18 protein-coding genes are annotated in these 19,146 nt (G+C 62.4%); 6 read left to right on the plus strand and 12 right to left on the minus strand.

Annotation, left to right across the window (positions count from 1 at the left end; genetic code table 11):
- Positions 1-138: 138 nt before the first annotated feature.
- Positions 139-1,452 carry a sn-glycerol-3-phosphate ABC transporter substrate-binding protein UgpB gene (gene ugpB / locus I5W_RS22370; RefSeq protein WP_044530899.1) on the minus strand — a complete coding sequence of 438 codons (1,314 nt, stop codon included), beginning with the start codon at positions 1,450-1,452 and terminating at the stop codon, positions 139-141.
- A 554-nt stretch (positions 1,453-2,006) separates the two neighbouring features.
- Here ugpB and ubiA point away from each other — a divergent pair.
- A complete protein-coding gene (gene ubiA, locus I5W_RS22375) occupies positions 2,007-2,861 on the plus strand; it encodes a 4-hydroxybenzoate octaprenyltransferase (RefSeq protein WP_044530900.1) in 855 nt (284 codons plus the stop codon).
- A 25-nt stretch (positions 2,862-2,886) separates the two neighbouring features.
- The gene (locus tag I5W_RS22380) at positions 2,887-3,546 is read left to right on the plus strand and encodes a thiopurine S-methyltransferase (protein ID WP_044530901.1); all 660 of its coding nucleotides are present in this window, start codon (positions 2,887-2,889) and stop codon (positions 3,544-3,546) included.
- 10 nt (positions 3,547-3,556) lie between these two features.
- Here the strand turns inward: I5W_RS22380 and I5W_RS22385 are convergent, their stop codons facing one another.
- From I5W_RS22385 to I5W_RS22400, 4 genes are all read right to left on the minus strand, one after another.
- The gene (locus I5W_RS22385) at positions 3,557-3,784 is read right to left on the minus strand and encodes a hypothetical protein (protein WP_044530902.1); all 228 of its coding nucleotides are present in this window, start codon (positions 3,782-3,784) and stop codon (positions 3,557-3,559) included.
- Positions 3,785-3,846: 62 nt separating this feature from the next.
- Entirely contained in the window at positions 3,847-4,605 is a 759-nt protein-coding gene (locus tag I5W_RS22390) for a peptidoglycan DD-metalloendopeptidase family protein (RefSeq protein ID WP_017452380.1), read from the minus strand.
- Positions 4,605-5,417, minus strand: a complete 813-nt coding sequence (proC, locus tag I5W_RS22395) for a pyrroline-5-carboxylate reductase (RefSeq protein WP_083893603.1) — start codon at positions 5,415-5,417, stop codon at positions 4,605-4,607. The genes I5W_RS22390 and proC overlap by 1 nt, the downstream gene beginning before the upstream one ends.
- A gap of 63 nt (positions 5,418-5,480) precedes the next feature.
- The gene (locus I5W_RS22400; RefSeq protein ID WP_044530903.1) at positions 5,481-6,182 is read right to left on the minus strand and encodes a YggS family pyridoxal phosphate-dependent enzyme; all 702 of its coding nucleotides are present in this window, start codon (positions 6,180-6,182) and stop codon (positions 5,481-5,483) included.
- A gap of 73 nt (positions 6,183-6,255) precedes the next feature.
- On the opposite strand from I5W_RS22400, the gene I5W_RS22405 reads away from it, so the two are divergent.
- Positions 6,256-7,284: a type IV pilus twitching motility protein PilT gene (locus I5W_RS22405; RefSeq protein WP_044530904.1), complete on the plus strand. Its 1,029-nt coding sequence runs from the start codon at positions 6,256-6,258 to the stop codon at positions 7,282-7,284.
- Between the two features lie 78 nt (positions 7,285-7,362).
- Positions 7,363-7,860 (plus strand): glutathione peroxidase, encoded by a 498-nt coding sequence (locus I5W_RS22410; protein WP_026052080.1) that lies wholly within the window; start codon positions 7,363-7,365, stop codon positions 7,858-7,860.
- 21 nt (positions 7,861-7,881) lie between these two features.
- Here I5W_RS22410 and I5W_RS22415 read toward each other — a convergent pair whose 3' ends face one another.
- The 3 genes from I5W_RS22415 to I5W_RS22425 form a co-directional block, all read right to left on the minus strand.
- On the minus strand, positions 7,882-8,754 hold the full coding sequence (locus I5W_RS22415; protein WP_441294736.1) for a phosphate/phosphite/phosphonate ABC transporter substrate-binding protein: 873 nt from the start codon (positions 8,752-8,754) through the stop codon (positions 7,882-7,884).
- Between the two features lie 20 nt (positions 8,755-8,774).
- On the minus strand, positions 8,775-11,060 hold the full coding sequence (locus tag I5W_RS22420) for a bifunctional diguanylate cyclase/phosphodiesterase (protein ID WP_044530906.1): 2,286 nt from the start codon (positions 11,058-11,060) through the stop codon (positions 8,775-8,777).
- Positions 11,061-11,340: 280 nt separating this feature from the next.
- Positions 11,341-12,489 carry a sigma-54-dependent Fis family transcriptional regulator gene (locus tag I5W_RS22425; RefSeq protein ID WP_199901787.1) on the minus strand — a complete coding sequence of 383 codons (1,149 nt, stop codon included), beginning with the start codon at positions 12,487-12,489 and terminating at the stop codon, positions 11,341-11,343.
- 135 nt (positions 12,490-12,624) lie between these two features.
- Between I5W_RS22425 and I5W_RS22430 the strand changes: the two genes are divergently transcribed.
- Complete coding sequence (locus tag I5W_RS22430; RefSeq protein WP_044530908.1) at positions 12,625-13,539, plus strand: LysR family transcriptional regulator; 915 nt, start codon at positions 12,625-12,627, stop codon at positions 13,537-13,539.
- 54 nt (positions 13,540-13,593) lie between these two features.
- Here the strand turns inward: I5W_RS22430 and I5W_RS22435 are convergent, their stop codons facing one another.
- Positions 13,594-14,448 carry a helix-turn-helix transcriptional regulator gene (locus I5W_RS22435; protein WP_044530909.1) on the minus strand — a complete coding sequence of 285 codons (855 nt, stop codon included), beginning with the start codon at positions 14,446-14,448 and terminating at the stop codon, positions 13,594-13,596.
- 171 nt (positions 14,449-14,619) lie between these two features.
- Between I5W_RS22435 and I5W_RS22440 the strand changes: the two genes are divergently transcribed.
- Complete coding sequence (locus tag I5W_RS22440) at positions 14,620-15,336, plus strand: SDR family oxidoreductase (protein WP_044530910.1); 717 nt, start codon at positions 14,620-14,622, stop codon at positions 15,334-15,336.
- A gap of 154 nt (positions 15,337-15,490) precedes the next feature.
- On the opposite strand, the gene I5W_RS22445 is transcribed toward I5W_RS22440, so the two are convergent.
- The 3 genes from I5W_RS22445 to I5W_RS22455 all read right to left on the minus strand — a co-directional run bounded on the left by I5W_RS22445 (position 15,491) and on the right by I5W_RS22455 (position 19,098).
- Entirely contained in the window at positions 15,491-16,291 is an 801-nt protein-coding gene (locus I5W_RS22445) for an SDR family NAD(P)-dependent oxidoreductase (protein WP_017452391.1), read from the minus strand.
- 32 nt (positions 16,292-16,323) lie between these two features.
- The gene (locus I5W_RS22450; RefSeq protein ID WP_044530911.1) at positions 16,324-17,094 is read right to left on the minus strand and encodes an SDR family NAD(P)-dependent oxidoreductase; all 771 of its coding nucleotides are present in this window, start codon (positions 17,092-17,094) and stop codon (positions 16,324-16,326) included.
- Between the two features lie 120 nt (positions 17,095-17,214).
- Positions 17,215-19,098, minus strand: a complete 1,884-nt coding sequence (locus tag I5W_RS22455; protein WP_044530912.1) for a TRAP transporter large permease — start codon at positions 19,096-19,098, stop codon at positions 17,215-17,217.
- Between the last annotated feature and the right edge of the window lie 48 nt (positions 19,099-19,146).

A 19,146-nucleotide genomic window follows, 5' to 3' on the forward strand; every position in this document is an offset into this window, starting at 1 on the left:
CGTTCAGCCAGGGATCACCTGGCCGCAGAAGTTGAAGAAAGTCAGAAGTCAGAGCTCAGACATCTGAATACGGAAGCCAGCGCTGGGGTCCAGGATCATGGACCCCAGCGCCGCTACCGAAGCTGCTACCGGACAGACTTACTGGTTACCCTTGTTGGCGCGCTCGAAGCGGGCCAGCAGTTCATCGCCGCGCTTGACGGCCGAATCCAGGGCTTCCTTGGCGGTCTTCTTGCCGGTCCAGACGTTTTCCAGTTCCTCATCGAAGACGGTGCGGATCTGGACATAGTTGCCCAGGCGCAGGCCGCGCGACTTCTCGGTGGTCTTGACGATCATCTGCTTGACGGCCACGTCGGTACCGGGATTGCGGTCATAGAAACCAGACTGCCTGGTCAGCTCGTAGGCGGCCTTGGTGACCGGCAGGTAGCCGGTATCCTGGTGCCACTTGGCGGCCACTTCGGGCTTGGAGAGGTAGCTGAAGAACTTGGCCACGCCCTTGTATTCATCGGCCTTCTTGCCGTTCATCACCCACAGCGAAGCGCCGCCGATGACGGTGTTCTGCGGTGCGCCCGGCACGTCGCTGTAGTAAGGCAGCGGCGCCACGCCGAACTTGAACTTGGCGTTCTTGCGGATATCGGCATAGGCCGAGGAAGAACCGGTGATGATGGCGCACTCGCCGGCATTGAACTTGGCATTGGCCTCATCCTTGCGGCCGGCATAGGTGAAGTAGCCCTGCTTGGCCCAGTTGGCCAGGTTCTCGATGTGGCGCACGTGCAGCGGGCTATTCATCTTCAGGCGCGCATCCAGGCCGCCGAAGCCATTGTTCTTGGAAGCCAGCTCGACGTTATGCCAGGTTGAAAACGATTCCAAATGCACCCAGGATTGCCAGGTCGTGGTGTAGGCACAGGACGCGCCGCTGGCCTTGATCTTGGCAGCCATGCCGACGAATTCCTGCCAGGTCACGGGTGGCTTTTCCGGGTCCAGGCCCGCCTTGGCGAACATGTCCTTGTTGTAGAACATGATGGTGGTGGAGCTGTTGAAGGGGAAGGACATCATGCCCCTGGGGGTCGAGTAATAACCCGCGATGGCCGGCACGTAGGCGTTCTGGTCGAACTTCTCGCCGGCCTGGTGCATCACTTCATAGACCGGCTTGAACGCGCCCTTGGCGTAGATCATGGTGGCCGTGCCCACTTCGAACACCTGCAGGATGTCCGGCGCATTGCCGGCGCGGTAGGCGGCGATGGCGGCCGACATCGATTCGTCGTACTGGCCCTTGTAGATGGGCACCACCTTGTAGTCGCTCTGGCTCTTGTTGAAGTCATCGGCCAGGGCGTTGACGCGCTCGCCCAGGGCACCAGTCATGGAATGCCACCAGGTGATCTCGGTCGCAGCGAAGGCAGAGGAAGTGATCGTCGCCAGCACGCCAGTGGCGATCAGTTTTTTCATCATGTTCATCAGAGGGGACCTCTCAAAAAAGGGGTTTCGATGCTAACAATGCTCCATGACAGCGGCGTTACATTAGAACTCATTTCATAAATAGGCATGAGATGCGTTCTGCCCAGAAAGGGCGCTGGCAAGGCGCGCGACGCGTCGTGTGGCGGTGCCACACGCAAGGAGCGCAACGCGGCCAGCGCCCTTTCTGGGCAGAACCCGGAGGGAGCGGCTCGTTTGGGCGAATTGCTGCGTTACGAATTTGGGTCAAGACGCCCAGTCTTGACCCAAATTCGCGCCTTGCACTTCATCCCAAACGAGACTCGCTCGCACTCATGCCTATTTATGAAATGAGTTCTAGTCGTACTCGCCTGCCAGGGCAAAGAAAAACCGTGCCGTCCTGCAGCACGAAGCGGGAATGCCTCAAAAGAAATGTTTTTGCGTTTTTATAATATTTACTGATTGACGCCGCCGGCTCCGATCGCTGTCCGTCTTGTTATTCATTCTCTTGAAAAGCACGACAGTGCGGAAACGGCGACGCGAATTATAATGCGGACTTTCGTTTTTGCGGACATTCCATGTACAGGCTCAGGCTTTACGCGCTGCTGGTGCGCGCCCACAAACCGATCGGCATCCTGCTCTTGCTGTGGCCCACGCTCATTGCCCTGTGGCTGGCCGCGGGCGGCCCGCCTGACTGGCCTATACTGGTGATCTACGTACTGGGCACGGTGCTGATGCGCTCAGCCGGCTGCGCCATCAATGACTACGCCGACCGCGACTTCGACCGCCACGTCAAGCGCACCGAACAGCGACCGTTGACCTCCGGCAAGATCCAGTCGTGGGAAGCGCTGATGGTGGCCGGCGTGCTGGCGCTGGTGTCGTTCCTGCTGATCCTGCCCTTGAATGCGCTCACGCTGCAATTGTCGGTGGCGGCAGTCCTCATCGCCGGCAGCTATCCCTACTTCAAGCGCTTCTTCGCCATCCCCCAGGCTTACCTGGGCATCGCCTTCGGCTTCGGCATCCCCATGGGCTTTGCCAGCGTGACCGGCACGGTGCCGCTGGCGGCCTGGGTGCTGCTGGTGGCCAATATCTTCTGGGCGGTGGCCTATGACACCGAGTATGCGATGGTGGACCGCGACGACGACCTCAAGATCGGCATCAAGACCTCGGCCATCACCTTCGGCCGTTACGACGTGGCCGCCGTGATGCTGTGCTACGGGGTGGCGCTGGCGCTGATCTGGGTGGTCGGCCTGCAATACGGGCTGGGCCTGTGGTTCTCGGCGGGGATGCTGGTGGCCTGCGGTTTCGCGGGGTATCACTACACCCTCATTCGCGAGCGCGACCGGATGCGCTGCTTCGCCGCCTTCAACAACAACAACTGGCTGGGCGCGGCGATCTTTGCCGGCGTCGCGCTGGATTACCTGATGCGCTAAAAACGCATCGCAACAGGGAGACACGATGGAAGCGCAATTCTGGCTGGAACGCTGGCGCGAAGGCCGCACCCATTTCCACCAGTCGCGGGTGACCCCGCTGCTGCCGAAATACTGGCCGCAACTGGCGCTGCCCCATGGCAGCACGGTGCTGGTACCGCTGTGCGGCAAGTCGCTGGACATGCTATGGCTGGCCCAGCAAGGCCATCGCGTGCTGGGGGTGGAATTGTCGGAGCTGGCCATCACCCAGTTCTTCAGCGAGCACCAGTTGACGCCCGCCGTCCATGAGAGCGCCCAGGGCCGCCACTACGTGGCCGGCAACATCGAACTGATCTGCGGCGACATCTTCGCCCTGGAAGACGCCACCCTGGCCGCCTGCGCCGGCGCCTACGACCGCGCCGCACTGATCGCACTGCCGCCGCCCATGCGCGCCGACTATGTCTCGCAGACCTACGGCCGTCTGCCGGCACAGGCGCGCAGCCTGCTCATCACGCTGGAATACGACCAGCAGAAGATGGACGGCCCACCCTTCTCGGTGGCCGAGGAAGAAGTGCTGCGCCTGTATGCCGCCCACAGCGAAGCCGTGGCGATAGACCGCCGCGATATCCTGGAGAAGGAACCCAAGTTCCTGGAGCGCGGATTGACGGCGCTGGAGACGGTGGTTTATCGCTTGCAGCGCCGGGCTTGATACCCTGAGCTCATACCTCAGCCGTAGTGCGCACCACCGTCACCCGACTGATCAGGAACTCCCCCTCCACCACCACGCGAAACGGTACGCCCGCAACATTGAAGCCCGGGCCGCCTTCGTCGTCCCAGATCTGGGCGATGGCGTCGAATTCGCGTGGGCTCATCTGCAGCATTTGCGCGCTGATGACGAAGGTGGCCCCGGTTTTCTGTTTCCTGACGATGTCTTCCAGCTTGGCCATGTTCATTCCTGAGGTTCTGTGATGCCTTGGCGCTGCGGCTCTGCGCCGCAGCGCTTGCTCTTTCAGCGCGCCGGCAGCAAGGCCATCACGTTGACCGGCTTGCCGTTGCGGCGGATTTCGAAGTACAGCTTGACCTTGTCGGTGTCGCTGTTGCCCATGGTGGCGATCTGTTGGCCACGCGTGACCATCTGGCCTTCCTTGACCAGGATGCTGTCGTTGTGTGCATACACCGACAGCAATTGCGGCGTGTGCTTGATGATGACCATGTTGCCGTAGCCACGGATGCCGTGACCGGCATAGGTGACCTTGCCGGCCGCCGCCGCCACCACCGATTGCCCCTGGCTGCCGCTGATGTCGATGCCCTTCTTGTAGCTGTCGGCGCTGGGCGCGGACTTGCCCTGGGTCGGCCACATCCAGTCCAGCTTGGCGTCGGCCGGAGCCGGGGCGTCGTCATCGTCATCCTGCGGCTTGGCGGCTGGCTTGGTCGCGGGTCGGGTCGTGCTCTTGCGCGGCGTGCCTGACGCCGAAGACGCGGCCGGGCGCGGGCTCTGTCCGGCGCCGGTGCGGGCCACCACGCCTACCGGCGGGCGCACCAGGATGCGCTGGCCCACTTCCAGGTCGTCGGGATTGCGCAAGCGGTTCCAGGTGCGCAGGTTGGCCGGGCTCTGGTCGAAGTCGCGGCCGATGCTGTAGAGCGTATCGCCGCGCTTGACGGTGTAGTAACCGTCGTTGTCGGCGGTAGCAGCGCAGCCGGCCAGCAGCAAGGCCAGCACCAGCGGCAAGGCCACCAGCCATGCATTGAAACGGTAAGGCTGTCTCATCAGGCCTGGCCGAATTCGTCGCCCAGCTCCTTGCTGCGCGTGGCAGCCGCTTGCAGGGCGGTGACGATGGCCGCTTTCACGCCCGACTGTTCCAGGCTGGTCAACGCGGCATAGGTGGTGCCCCCCTTGGAGGTGACGCGCTCGCGCAAGGTCGCCACCGATTCCTCGGAGCGACGCGCCAGTTCGGTGGCGCCGGCGAAGGTGGCCTTGGCCAGCTCCAGGCCCTCTTGGCGCGACAGGCCCAGTTGCGCGGCCGCCTGCTCCATGGCTTCGAGGAAGTAGAACACGTAGGCCGGGCCGCTGCCGGAGACGGCGGTCACCGCATCGAGCTGGGCTTCCTGCGCCAGCCACAGGGTTTCGCCGACTGCCTTGAGGATGGTATCGGCCTGGGCGCGCTGCAAGGTCGAAACCTGCTCATGCGGCACCACACCGGAAATGCCGCGACCGATCAGCGCCGGCGTATTGGGCATAGCGCGCACGATGGCCTGGTGGCCATCCAGCCAGCGCGACAGATCCACCATGCGGATGCCGGCGGCAATGGAGACGATCAGTTGCGCACCGATGAAGGGCTTGAGCGTGGCCACCACCTCGCGCATCTGCTGCGGCTTGACCGCCAGCACCACCACGTCCACGCTGGCAATGGCGCCATCGATGCTTTGTGCGGTGGCCACGCCGAACTTGTCCTTGAGCGATTGCAGCGCATCGGCATTGAGATCGACTACGTGGATGTCCTGGGCCGCCGCCACCTTGCCGACCAAACCACCGATCAAGGCCGATGCCATGTTGCCGCCGCCGATAAACGCTATCTTCACTTGTGCTCCTTGTGTCTTGTGTAGGGCTGATGCTATTGGGTTGAAAACTTCATATAGGCCGCATCAAGCGTAATGCCGAGCACCAAAGATAGCACTGCCGATGCGCACTATGCTTGCCCCTTCGGCCAGTGCGGCCTCCAGGTCGGCCGACATGCCCATGGAAAGAGTATCCAGGGGCAGGCCACTCTGGCGCAATTGTTCATATAGCCCCCGCACCGCGGCAAAGGCGGCCCGCTGCTGTGCCGGGTCCTCGCTGGGGGCCGGGATGGCCATCAGGCCGCGCAGCCGCAGATGGGGCAATTGCGCCACCTGGGCGGCGACCGCGGGCAACTCCTGGGGGGATAGACCGCTCTTGCTGGCTTCCCCGCTGATATTGACTTGCAGACAAATATTGAGCGGCCCCAGTTCCGCAGGCCGCTGTTCGGACAGGCGCTGGGCGATCTTGAGACGATCCACCGAATGCACCCAGGCGAAGTGCTCGGCGATGGGGCGGGTCTTGTTGCTCTGGATGGGGCCGATGAAATGCCACTCCAGCGCAATCCCCGGCACCAGGGCCGGCATGGCTGCGATCTTGTCCAGCGCTTCCTGCAAATAGTTTTCACCGAAGGCGCGCTGCCCGGCCTGCACCGCTTCGGCCACCGCCTGTGGCCCGAAGGTCTTGGAGACGGCCAGCAATTGCACCGAGGCGCTCGCGCGGCCGGCCTCCTGGGTGGCGCGGGCGATCTGTTGTTGCACGTGTTGTAAGCGTTGGGCGATTGACGACATAATCCGGGAGCCGGGAGGGGCAAGCCTGCAGGGAGATAAACAGATTGTTAGTGAAACCTCGCCGGGATTATAAATGGACATTGCCACCCTACTGGCATTTGCCGTCAGAAATCAGGCATCCGATCTGCATCTTTGTGCTGGTCTGGCGCCCTTGTTGCGGGTCCATGGCGCCATCCGCCGCATCAACCTGCAGCCGCTGGAGGCCGCACAATTGCAGCAGGCCCTGCACGCCGTCATGCCCGATGCCCTGCACAGCCGTCATGCCGCCGGGGCCGACTGTGACTTTTCCTTCGCCCTGCCCACCCTGGGGCGTTTCCGGGTACACGCCTTCCACCAGCAACGTGGCCCGGCCGCGGCCATCCGCTGCCTGGGACAGCAGCCCCCTGCGCTGACCGAACTGGCGGCGCCGCCGCTGTGCGCCGAGCTGGCCCTGCGGCCGCGCGGGCTGGTGCTGGTAAGCGGGCCGACCGGGGCCGGCAAGAGCAGCACGCTGGCGGCCATGGTCCGGCACATCAATGAAATGCGACCGGTGCATATCCTGACCATCGAAGACCCCATCGAATTCATCCATGAACCCCGGCGCGCCCTGGTCACCCAGCGCGAGATCGGCACCCACGTCGCCGACTTCGCCCAGGCCCTGCGCGCGGCGCTGCGCGAAGACCCGGATGTGTTGCTGGTGGGCGAGCTGCGCGACGCCGACACCATCGGCCTGGCCCTGACGGCTGCCGAAACCGGCCACCTGGTGCTGGGCACCTTGCACGCCGCCTCGGCGGCCAAGACGGTGGACCGTATCATCGATGTCTTCCCCGCCGGCGAAAAGGAAGCCGCACGCGCCCTGCTGGCCGAGGCCCTGGAAGGGGTGATCGCCCAGACCCTGCTGCCCACCGTAGACGGCTTGGGCCGAGTGGCGGCGCATGAATTGCTGGTGGCCACCCCGGCCGTGCGCAACCTGATCCGCGAGGGCCGCAACGCGCAACTGGTCTCGGTGATGCAGGCTGGCGGCGCGCAAGCCATGCAGACGCTGGAGGCCAGCCTGGCGGCGCTGGTCCGCCAGGGCCGCATCAGTGAGCAGACCGCCCGTGAGCATGGCGCCACCGGGTAAGCGGCAGCTCGCCAGCAGCCCTGCGCGCAGCGGTTTAGAATGGCGGCCACCATTTCGCCAGCTCGCAAGGACAAGCCCATGACCACACTCTACGATTTCCAGCCCAGGCTGCCGGACCAGACGCCCTTCCCGCTGGAACAGTTGCGCGGCAAGGTGCTGCTCATCGTCAACAGCGCCAGCAAGTGCGGCTTCACGCCGCAATACAATGGCCTGGAAGCGATCCATCGCCAGTTCCAGGCGCGCGGCCTGGAAGTGCTGGCCTTCCCCTGCAATCAATTCGGTGCGCAAGAGCCGGGCAATGCCGAAGAAATCGGCGCCTTCTGCGAAAAGAACTATGGCGTGAGCTTCCCGCTGTTCGCCAAGATCGACGTCAATGGCGAACACGCCGATCCACTGTTCCAGTACCTCAAGAAGGAAGCGCCGGGTCTGTTGGGCAGCAAGGCCATCAAGTGGAATTTCACCAAGTTCCTGGTGCGCCGCGACGGCAGCGTCTTCAAGCGCTATGCGCCGCAGACGCGGCCAGAGGAAATGATTTCCGATATCGAGACGCTGCTGGCCGAAGATGCTAGCCAATAAGCGGCAGCGCGCCCGCCCGCATCAGGGCAGTGCGCGGATGATCTGGTAATCGGCGTCACGCACCGGCACGAAGTGCGTGGCGCGCAGGTTGTCCAGCGTGAGCCTCACGCGCAAGGCGTTCTTGTCGAGGAACACGGCGCGGATCGTCTGACGGATATCGGCGCACAACTGCCCGCGATAGACGAAGGGATCGAAGGGAATCGGCGCCGAGCGCCACAACACGCGCAGGTCGCTCTTCTTGAGCTTGCCGTCGCTGATCATGCGCGAGAGATTGGTACTGGCCACGAAGGCGGCATCGGCGTGACGCTGCAATACCGCCATCACCGATTGCTCATGATTGCCGGAATACCCGATGCGCGAAAAATACTGGTCCAGTTGCAGCTTGTACTGGCGCGCAAAGATATGGCGTGGAATGAGCGAACCCGAGGTACTCTCGGGATCGGCCAGCACCAGCACCTTGCCCTTGAGCGAAGCCACGCTGTCATACGGACCTTGCTGGCGCGTGATCAACAAAGCGTAATACACCGACGACACCCCACCCTGCGCGGCAAAGTTGGGTTCCACCTGTTGCATCGAGGCAAACGGCGTGATCTGCGGATCGCCCTTGCGCGCCGTCACGTAGGAAGCCGGACCCAGCCGTGCCACATCGACCGCGCCGGCAATCAAGCCTTCGACCACGCTGCCATAGGAGGTAGGCACGACTACGTCCACCGGCATCTTCAGACGCTCGCGCAATTCCTCGATGAGGGGATTGAGCGCCGTCTGCTGGTCATTGCCCCGGCCCTGCGGCACGAAGGAAAAACGCAGCCGCTGCGGTCGTTCGCAGGCGCTCTTGCCGCCCGCCAGGGCAGGCGCCGTGGTCGATGCCGACAGCGCCACTGCCGCGCCCAGCAATACAGTTTTCAGTAAGCGCTTCATACGATCTCGAATCTGCCTTTCTGCAAGAGCGGCACCAGTTGGGCCGGCGCCACCGGGCGCTGCAGGTAGAAGCCCTGCACTTCGTCGCAGCCCATCAGCTTGAGGTGCATCAGTTGTTCGCGTGTCTCCACGCCCTCGGCCACCACCTTCAACCCGAGATTGCGCGCCAACGTGACGGTGGAGGCCACGATCATGCCGTCGCTGTTGTCGTTGCGGATGTCGCGCACGAAGGAGCGGTCTATCTTGAGTGCATACACCGGCAAGGTCTTGATGTGGCTGAGACTGGAATAACCGGTGCCGTAGTCGTCCAGGTAGATGCGCAAGCCTTCATCACGCAGTTTTTCCAGGGTCTGACGGGCCTGTTCCAGGTCGCTGATGAAGCAGCTCTCGGTGACTTCGATCTCCAGCAGGTCGGCACTGAGGCGATAACGGCGCAGAGCCTCGCGCACGGTGGCGATCAGCCGTTCATCATTCAATTGCTTGGCCGAGACATTGATGGCCACCGGCACCAGCGGCAAGCCATCGTCGCGCCATTGCGCCAGTTGCCAGCATACGGCCTCGATGATCCAGTGGCCCAGCGGCTGTACCAGATCATGGGTCTCGGCCAGGCCGATGAATTCGCCCGGATAGATCAGGCCATGTTCGGGATGCTGCCAGCGGATCAAGGCTTCCATGCCGACCACGCGATAATCCTGCAGCTCCACCTTGGGCTGGTAATGCAGGCAGAATTCATCATCCTTGATGGCCTGGCGGAAGCGCCCCAGCAGCTCCAGCCCGCGCACCGCAATCGCATTGAGCGAGGCATCGTAAAAACGATACAGACCGGCGCCGGCGCTCTTGGCGGTGTACATGGCGGAGTCGGCATTGGTCATCAAGGCTTCGATGCTCTGGCCATCGCGCGGATAGAGCGCGATGCCGATGCTGGGCGAGGTTTCGACATCGCAGCCCAGCAGGTCCGGGTAAGGCGCGCGCAAGGTTTCCACCAGCTTGTCGGCGATCTCGGCGACGATTTCCTCATCACGGATTTCGGAAACCAGCACCACGAATTCATCCCCGCCCAGGCGCGCCACCAGGTCGTATTCGCGCACGGCACCACGCAGACGGCGCGCCACTTCCTGCAACAGCGCATCGCCCACGGCGTGGCCCAGGGTATCGTTGATCAACTTGAACTTGTCCAGATCAAGGAAAAACAGCGCATACAGGTTGCGGCTGCGCCGCGCCCGCGACAGTTCGGTAGCGGCCAGTTCATAGAACAACATGCGATTGGGAATACCGGTCAGGTAATCGTGCGAGGCCAACTGGTAGGCGCGGCTTTTTTCCTGTTCCAGCTGATGGATCAGGCCACTCTTCTCACGCTCGGAATAGACCAGTTTTTCATACAGATAGCGACGCCGGTGCGCCAGGCTGATCAAGCCTCCCGAGAGCACCACGATCAAGAGCGAGATCAGGATGGCCTGCAGGTAATACACCCGATGCGCCGGCCACAGCTTGCTCAGCAGCACCTGCTGGTCGCGACTGACCACCACGGCCAGCGGGTAATGCGCCAGACGCCGCTGCACGCCCACGTGCTGCACCGGATCACCCGGTCGCAAGGCATGGATGAGGCCATCGCCCTTGCCGGTCAAGAGGAAGGTGGCGTACTCCTGGCCGGCATAGTCGGAGCCTCCCGAGAGGATGCCGCCGTACAGTTCAGCCAATTGCAAGCCGGCGGCATTGATGATCTCGATGCGGCTGCTGCCATCCACGCTCACTTCCTGGTAAGCCTTGAGGAAATAGCCCAGGTCCAGAATGGCCGCGAAGAAGCCTTGCAAGGCGCCCTTGCCATCCTGTAACGGAATGAGCAACGGCACGCGCCAGCTATACCCATCGCGGTTCATGGGCGGCTTGATGATCATCTGGTTCTGTTCGCCCGAGTTGGTCAGCGAACTCATGTAGCCGGCATTGATGAGACGACTCAACTCGGGCTCGCTCTTCTGGCGCGCCGAGGAATACACCAGCCGCCCGCGCGCATCGAACATGGCCACCCGCAGGTAGGCCGAGTCGCCGTTGAAGAGGGGATTGAAATAGGCCGAAGAGGATTGCTCGCCATTGAGCATGGACTGGCCGATGCGCGAATACAGCAGGGTCTTGCCCAGCACCTCATCGAGATTGGCCGAGACGATGGCGGCCACGTTGCGGCTGTCGGCGATGGAGCCGGCGATGGCCAACTGCTTTTCGTTCTCGATGCGGAGGATGGTGAAATACCAGACCAGTGACAACACGGCCACGGCGAGCAGCACCATCCCTGCCGACACCCCTCTGCCCGCGAGCAGTCTGGTCAGCAGTCCTTTCGGCTCGAACGATAACGGCTTACCCACTCCCACTCGCTCACTGGCTCACTGGCTTGAACATGGCACCAACGCTAGTGCCTTGGCGAATCCCTTTTTGACCGGGTGAGGGTAAAGGGGATTTATTTCAAGTTAATGACAAACCAGACAAACGATACGGCAATTGCTTGCAAGAATTCAGGGGTGCGCAGGTTCTGGCAGGACGCGCTTTATTACATAAATTATTTATATTATTTTAGGCTGCAGCATACGTACCCATCGTATCCATCACACGCACGCCCTGGTCGCGCACATGCGGAATATCCAGTTGCCGCAGCTTGCGATACAAGGAGGCACGGCACATGCCCAATTGGCGCGAGGCGGCAGAGATGTTCCAGCGACTGCCATTCAAGGCGGCGATGACGCGGGTGCGTTCATCCGGCCAGGGCCCGCCCGTGGGCACCGCGCTGGGCGGCCTCTCCGCCATGCGCGGCGCCAAGGGATGGACCTGGGCCAACACCGGCCCCTGCGACTGCATCAACTCTTCGGGCAGGTCGCTCACTTCGATGCGCCTGCCATTCATCACCGCGCAACTGTAGCGGATCACCGCGTGCATCTGGCGCAGGTTGCCCGGCCAGGGATAGGCCAGCAGACGCTGCCACGCCGCCGGGGCGATAAGCTGCTCATCGGCCTGCACACCCAGTTCATCGGCCATCATCTGCAGCACCAGCCGGCGCAGGTCGGCGCGTTCGCGCAGCGCCGGCAGGCGCAGCACGCCACCGGCGATGCGATAGTAGAGATCTTCACGGAAGCGGCCCTCGGCAATCAGGCTAGGCAAGTCCTGATGGGTGGCGCAGATCAGTTGCACATCCACCGGTACCGGTCGCAGTGCGCCCAGCGGCGTCACCTCGCGCTCGGAGAGCACGCGCAACAGGCGCGTCTGCAAGGCCAGCGGCATGTCGCCGATCTCATCGAGGAAGAGCGTGCCGCCATCGGCCTGCTGTACCTTTCCCTTCATACCACCCGGCAAAGCCCCCGAGAACGCGCCCTTGCAATAACCAAACAATTCACTTTCGGCCAAACTTTCGGGGATCGAGGCGCAATTGACGGCGATCCAGCCAGCCTGGCGCCGCGCACTGTAGTCATGCAGGGCGCGCGACAGGTATTCCTTGCCGGTGCCGGTCTGGCCCAGGATCAGCACCGGGATGCCGCGCTCGATCAAGCGCTTGCCACGTTCGACCAATGCCTGCATCAGGGCATCGTCGCCGGCGAGCTGGTCAATGTCGCGGTAACGCGGCGCCTGGCGGCCAGAAGCGCAACGGCGGGAAAGCGGGAGGGAAACGGCAGTGCTGGCAGCATGGATCTGACTGTCAGCCAGGGGCTGGTCGGGCAAGGATGTCGGCATGTCGGTCTCCTGTCGAACTGCTTTTTTATGGGACGCGGCACTGCTGGCGCCCCTGCTCTGCGGCCCAGAATAGCCAGACACTCCCATGACTTCCAATACAATGTACAGACAGAATCAATACCTTGAAGGTATCAAATGATCGAATTGAGACATCTGCTCTATTTCCGCACCGTAGCAGAAACCCTGCATTTCGGGCGTGCTGCGGCGCTGCTGCACATCTCGCAACCGCCCCTCACACGGCAGATTGCGGCGCTGGAGAAAGAGCTGGGCGCGCAATTGTTCGACCGCAGCAAACGCGCCATCCAGCTCACCGCAGCGGGCAAACATTTCTATCGCGACAGCACAGAAATCTTCAAGGCCCTGGAGCGGGCCAAACGCAACGTGGCCGCTTCCAGCAGCGGCAAGCTTGGCGCCTTGAAGGTGGGCTTCATGATGTCCTCGGCCTACAACATCCTGCCCGCGCTCACGCGCCACTACTCGGCGGCCTACCCGGACGTGGACCTGCGCATGAGCGAATACCTGCCCAATCTGCTGGCCACCGATCTGGAAGATGAGAAGGTCGACGTGGGCATCCTGTATCGCCCGGAGGATTGCCGTCGCCTCGACAGCCACACCATCTACGCCGAACCCTTGCTGGCGGTGCTGCCACGCGAACATCGGCTGGCTGGCAAGCCCGCCATCTCGGCCGCCGAACTGGCCGAGGATGCCTTCATCAGCATCCCGCGTGCGATTGCCCCGGTGGTGTTCGACCTCATCCTGCAACACTGTCAATTACATGGCTTCCGCCCGCGCATCGTGCTGGAAACCAACCTGCAGCAGACCATCGTCAACCTGGTCGGCGAAGGCCTGGGCGTGGCCCTGGTACCGACCTCGATGCAGGCCATGCACCTGGAGAGCACGGTGTTCAAGCCGCTGATTGGCGCGCCGATGGTGGAGGTGGCAGTGGTCTGGAACAAGGACAATACCAACCCGTGCATTGGTACTTTTGCGCAGACGGCGGTGGAGGTTTGGCGAAGGATGCAGCCGGTCAATGCCGGAGCGGACACTTGAAGCGATGGACTCGGTAAATCAGCGATCCGGTCGAACAAAACACATCGTCTTTCTTCATCTCGCCAAGGCCTGAATCAAGCCTTGCAATTTCGTCGCCGTCCGGTCCTCGTCCAGTGGCGTGTAGACGATGAGTTTCATGTCCTGCTGTTCGGAAACCGCCAGACTGGTGTACTCGAAATTCATGCGTCCAGCCACCGGATGCTTGATGCGTTTATGTCCGGCAAAAGGACGCAGCACATCATGCTGAGGCCACCAATTTCGGAATTCGGGGCTGGCCTTCATCAGTGTGGCAATCAGTCGCTGGAAATCGGGATCGCCGGCATAACGGGCACTGTCGGCACGAAACATGGCCAACGATGCCGGCGCGAGCGTTTCCCAATCGACCAACAAGCGGCGATGTCTCTTGTTGGCGAAGACCATGTGCATGATATTGCGCTCATCGCCCTGCAAGCTGCCGTAGTCACCAAAAAGCGCTTTGGCCGCGCCATTCCAGGCCAGTACATCCCAGCGACGGCCCAGCACATAGGCCGGCTGTCCTGTAAGACTATCCAACATGCGCCGTAACGGCTGCTCGACCACTTCCGGGCCAGTCGGGATAGATTCCGGTGGCAGCCTGTTGCCCAGAGTAAAAAGATGTCGGCGTTCGGCCAGATCCAGCTTGAGGGCATCGGCGAGCGCCGCTATCACTTCCGCCGAGGGATGCACATCACGTCCCTGTTCGAGCCAGGTGTACCAGGTCGTTCCCACACCCGCCAGCAATGCAACCTCCTCCCGCCGCAGCCCAGGCGTTCGCCGGCGCAATCCTTCGGCCAGCCCGACACTGGCCGGCGTGAGCCTTTCGCGGCGGGAGCGCAGGAAGTCGCCGAACTCGCGACGACGAATTTCAAGGCTGGAGAGAAGATCGGTCATACCCAATCATAGCAGTATCAATACCATGATAGCTGGAGAACTGTTTGTCGCGTCCAGATAGGAGAACAATGCCGTCAACGCCATCAATTTCAGAGGAGGTGAGCCGCTATCAGCTGTTCCATCCACCGCAATCACGCATTGCGCTTTCAATCAATGGAAAAGGAAAAATCCATGTCACGACAACATACCGTCATCGTCGGCGGATCATCGGGTATCGGTTTTGCAACTGCGCGCCAACTTCTTGAGCTTGGCCATCAAGTCACCATCACAGGCCGCAGCAGGCAACGACTGGAAGTGGCGAAAAAAGAATTGGGTGGCGATCTCGCCACCATGGTTCTTGACGCTGCAGAGACGAACCGCCTGGCGGATGCATTTGCAGGCATTGGTGCATTCGATCATCTCGTCCTGGCGCTGGGCAGCAGCAAAGGCGCCGGGCCGTTTGCGTCTGTCAGTATCGATGACGTGCGGCAAGGGTTCGAGGAAAAAGTCTTCCCTCACTTTGCGACGGCGCAGGCAGCACTTCCCTCGTTGCGCAAGGACGGCAGCATCACCTTCATATCGGCCATCACCGCGGGTGCAGCCATACCAGGGACAGCCGGGATCGGCGCTGCCAATGCAGCGGTGGCGGCACTGGTCCCCATTCTGGCTGCGGAACTGCGTCCTCTGCGCGTCAATGGCGTGTCTCCTGGCGTCATTGACACGCCCTGGTGGGATTTTCTGACGGATGAACAGAAGGGGCCAGTCTTTGCCGACTATGCCGCCAAGACACCTGTGGGACGTGTGGGCCGGTCGCAGGACGTTGCACAGGCCATCACTTTGCTGATTTCCGATACTTTCATCAACGGGCATATCATCACTTGCGATGGAGGTCTGAGCTTGAACAGCTGATTCAACAGCTGGTTCAACAGCGAAGCTAGCGGCCCATCAAGGCAAGAAAAAAAGGCCCGGGCGGACAGTTGTTCGCCCGGGTCATCAAACCGCAGCAGGTCGGCTTCCACGCCCGCCTGGCCGCGATCAACAAACACTGCTCAACACCGCAATTTCATCCTGCACAGCGCAGCGACAAGCCGCCATCGACGATCATGTCCAGCCCCGTGATGTAACGCGCATGATCGGAAGCCAGGAACAGCGACGCATGAGCCACATCCCAGGCATCCCCCATGAAACCCATCGGACATTGCGCATCGCGCTGGGCGCACATCTGCTCGATATCGCCGCCGTAGGCCGCCTTCAACGGTTCGCGGATCATCGGCGTATCCATCATGCCCGGCAGCACGCAATTGGCGCGGATGCCCATGGCGGCGTACTGCATCGCCACGTTCTTGGTGAAGGCCAGGATCGCCGCCTTGGTGGCGCTGTAGCCGAGATAGGGAAAACCGATCCAGCGCAGCGCCGCCACCGAGGAGATATTCACGATGGCGCCCTTCCTCTGTCGCTCCATGATGGGCAGCACATGCTTGTGCGTCAGGAACAGACTGGTCTGGTTCACCGCCACCAGGCGGTTCCAGCTCTCCTCGCTGGTTTCGACCGCCCCGCCGAGCTCGGCGATGCCGACGTTGTTGTGCAAGACGTCGACCCGGCCGAAGTGATCCATGGCCGCCTCGGCCATGGCCTTGACCTCATCACTGCGCGAGACGTCGACCGCCAGTACCTCGCAGACGCCACCTTCACGGCGGATGATGTCCTGCGTTTCCAGAGCGGCCTGGATGCTGCGATCCACCGCCAGCACCCGGCCACCCTGGCGCGCATACAGTACGGCGGCGGCCTTGCCATTGCCCCAGCCCTCGCCCACCGAGCCGGCGCCGGTGACGATGATGGCGCGATCTTGCATCAGCTTGTCCATGCGCTTCTCCTGATCGGATTCCAGGTCAGATATCAGATATCCAACACGCCACCGGCCATGAAGCCGCCATCGACCGGCAGCACATGACCGGTGATGTAGGACGATTCTTCGGCGGCCAGATAGCACACCGCCGAGGCGATCTCATCGGTGGTGCCATAGCGATGCATGGGCACCAGGCGGTAGTAGCTCTCGCGGGTCTGCTCGGAATGCATGGCCTGCGTCATCTGGGTTTCCACCGGGCCGGGGGCGACACTGTTGACGGTGATGCCGTGCTGCGCCAACTCGATGGCCATCTGGCGCGTCAAGGCAATGACGGCGGCCTTGGAGGTGCCATAGGCAGTACGTCCGGCACCGGCGCGCAAGCCCGAGATGGAAGAGATATTGACGATGCGGCCCCAGCGCTGTTTCACCATCAGCCGCGCCGCGTGCTGGCCGGCCAGCATGACGCCGGTGACATTGACATTCATGGTCAGCAGCCAGTTCTCCAGCGGATAGTCGAGGAAGCAATAGGTGCGCGCCACGCCGGCATTGTTGACCAGGACATCGCAGCGACCATAGTCTTTTTCGATGTCGGCGAAGGCCGAGGCAATCGAGTCCGCACTGCCCAGGTCCATCTTCACGGGTGCAGCACGATGGCCCGCTGCGACCAGCGCCTGCGCAGTGCTGGCAGCGGCGTCCAGGTTGATGTCGGCCACCAGCACGGTGTGTCCGCGTGCGGCCAGTTGTTGGGAAATGCTGGCGCCAATACCCATGGCTCCGCCCGTCACGAGCGCCACGCGGGCGCCGCTATCATGTTGATTCATATTGTCTCCGTGAGTGTTGGCGGCCCCGGCAGGAAAGAAAAAAGAGGCCGCCGTTTTTAATTCGTCGTTGGCAGGTCAATCATGGAAAATCCCCGATCGCTGGCGTGACTGGTGAGACGATCAGAGGAAGCCGATGGAAATCCAGGGCAGGAAGGCCACCACCAACAGCGCCACCACCAGCGCGGCCAGATAGCCCCAGACCCGGTTGAAGACGCCGTCCGGCGAGACCTTGCCGATGGCGCAGGCGGCATAGAAGCCCACGCCAAAGGGGGGTGCAAACAGGCCGATGCCCATGGCCAGGATCACCACCATCGCATAGTGCACGTCATGCACGCCCAGCGAACGGGCCACCGGGAACAGCAGTGGCCCGAACAGCACGATGGCGGGAATGCCTTCCAGCAGGCTGCCCAGCACGATGAAGATGACGATGGTAATGAGCAGGAAACCGGCAGCACCGCCCGGCACGCCCTGCATGATCGCCACCAGCTTGGCCGAGAACCCCGACTGCGTCAGTGCCCAGGCCATGGCGGTGGCCATGCCGATGATGAGCAGGATGGCGCCCGACAAGGCCGCTGCCTCGATGAGCATGGGATAAAGACGTTTGAAATCCAGGTGCCGCATGAACAGGTGCATGACCAGTCCCACCACCACCGTATAGGCCACGCCGATGGTGGCCACTTCGGTGGCCGTGGCCACGCCTTCGATGACCGCCACGCGGATCAGCATGGGTAGCGCCAATGCGGGAATGGCAGCGATCAGGGTCTTGAGGATCAAAGAGACAGGGGCGCGCTTGACTACGGGCATCGGTTCGCGCCGGGCACGCCTCCAGCACACCATCGCAATGGCCAGGGTGGCAATGGCGGCCGGCATCAGGCCACCGATAAAGAGCGCCGTGATCGACACGCTGCACACGGCGCCGATGGTGATCAACACCAGGCTGGGTGGGATGGTCTCGGTCATGGCGCCCGACGACGAGAGCAGCGCTACCAGTTCTTCGGGCTGGGAACCGCGCTTTTTCATCTCCGGGAACAAGGCCGGGGCGATGGCGGCCATGTCGGCGGCCTTGGAACCGGAAATACCGGAGACCAGAAACATCGCCCCCAGCAATACGTATTGCAGACCGCCGCGCACGTGGCCCAGCAGCGCTGCCATGAAATCGATCAGGGTCTTGGCCAGGCCCGACTGTTCCAACAGCGAGCCCAGCAGCACGAACAGCGGCACCGACAACAGGATCAGGCTGGACATGCCCTCATCCATGCGGCTGACCACGATCATCAGCGGGGCCGTGGTGGCCAATGCGAGATAGGCCATGGTGGCGGTGCCGAAGGCGAAGGCAATCGGGATGCCAGCGGCCACGCACACGCCGATCAACAGCACGAAGAAGACGATCAGATTGTAGTTGCCCATGGCCAGCAGCATCGGCTTGGCCAGCCACAGTGCCGCGCCAATCACGGCCACCACCGCCAGCGCCGAGAGCAGCAGGCGCAGCGTGGTCATGGCGGCCATGCGCGAGAGCGCCGCCAGCAGCATCAGGATGGCACCCACCGGCAAGGCCGCAGCGCGCAGGCCATCGGGGATTTCCAGGGCCGGGGTGGTGATGGGCATCTGTTCCACCGCGTGATCGATGGCCGGATGGATCACCATCAATACGAAGATGCAGACCACCAGCGCGGCCACCGTCTCCAGCCAGATGCGGCCCTGCTCGGAGCACTTGTTGATGATGGCGGTGAGCCGCATGTGCTCGCCGCGATCCAGGGCCAGCACCGCGCCCAGCATGGAGAGCCAGATGAAGAGCATCGAGGCCAGTTCATCCGACCACACCAACGGATCATGCAGAGCGTAGCGATAGATCACACCGGTCAGCAGCACCACGGTCTCGGCCAGCACCAAGCCGGCGGCCACCGCCCCCACCACCTGCATGACCAGGCGATTCAAACCGACCAGCGCGCGCGCAGCCGGATGCAGCCTGGCCGGGGCGCGATAAGTCATTGCAGCTTCCATCATCAAGCTCCAGCGAAATTGAAGTCAGGGCCGACGGGCGAGGCAGCCATT

It is taken from the genome of Herbaspirillum sp. B65 (genome assembly GCF_000333555.1).
GTDB lineage: Bacteria > Pseudomonadota > Gammaproteobacteria > Burkholderiales > Burkholderiaceae_D > Herbaspirillum > Herbaspirillum rubrisubalbicans.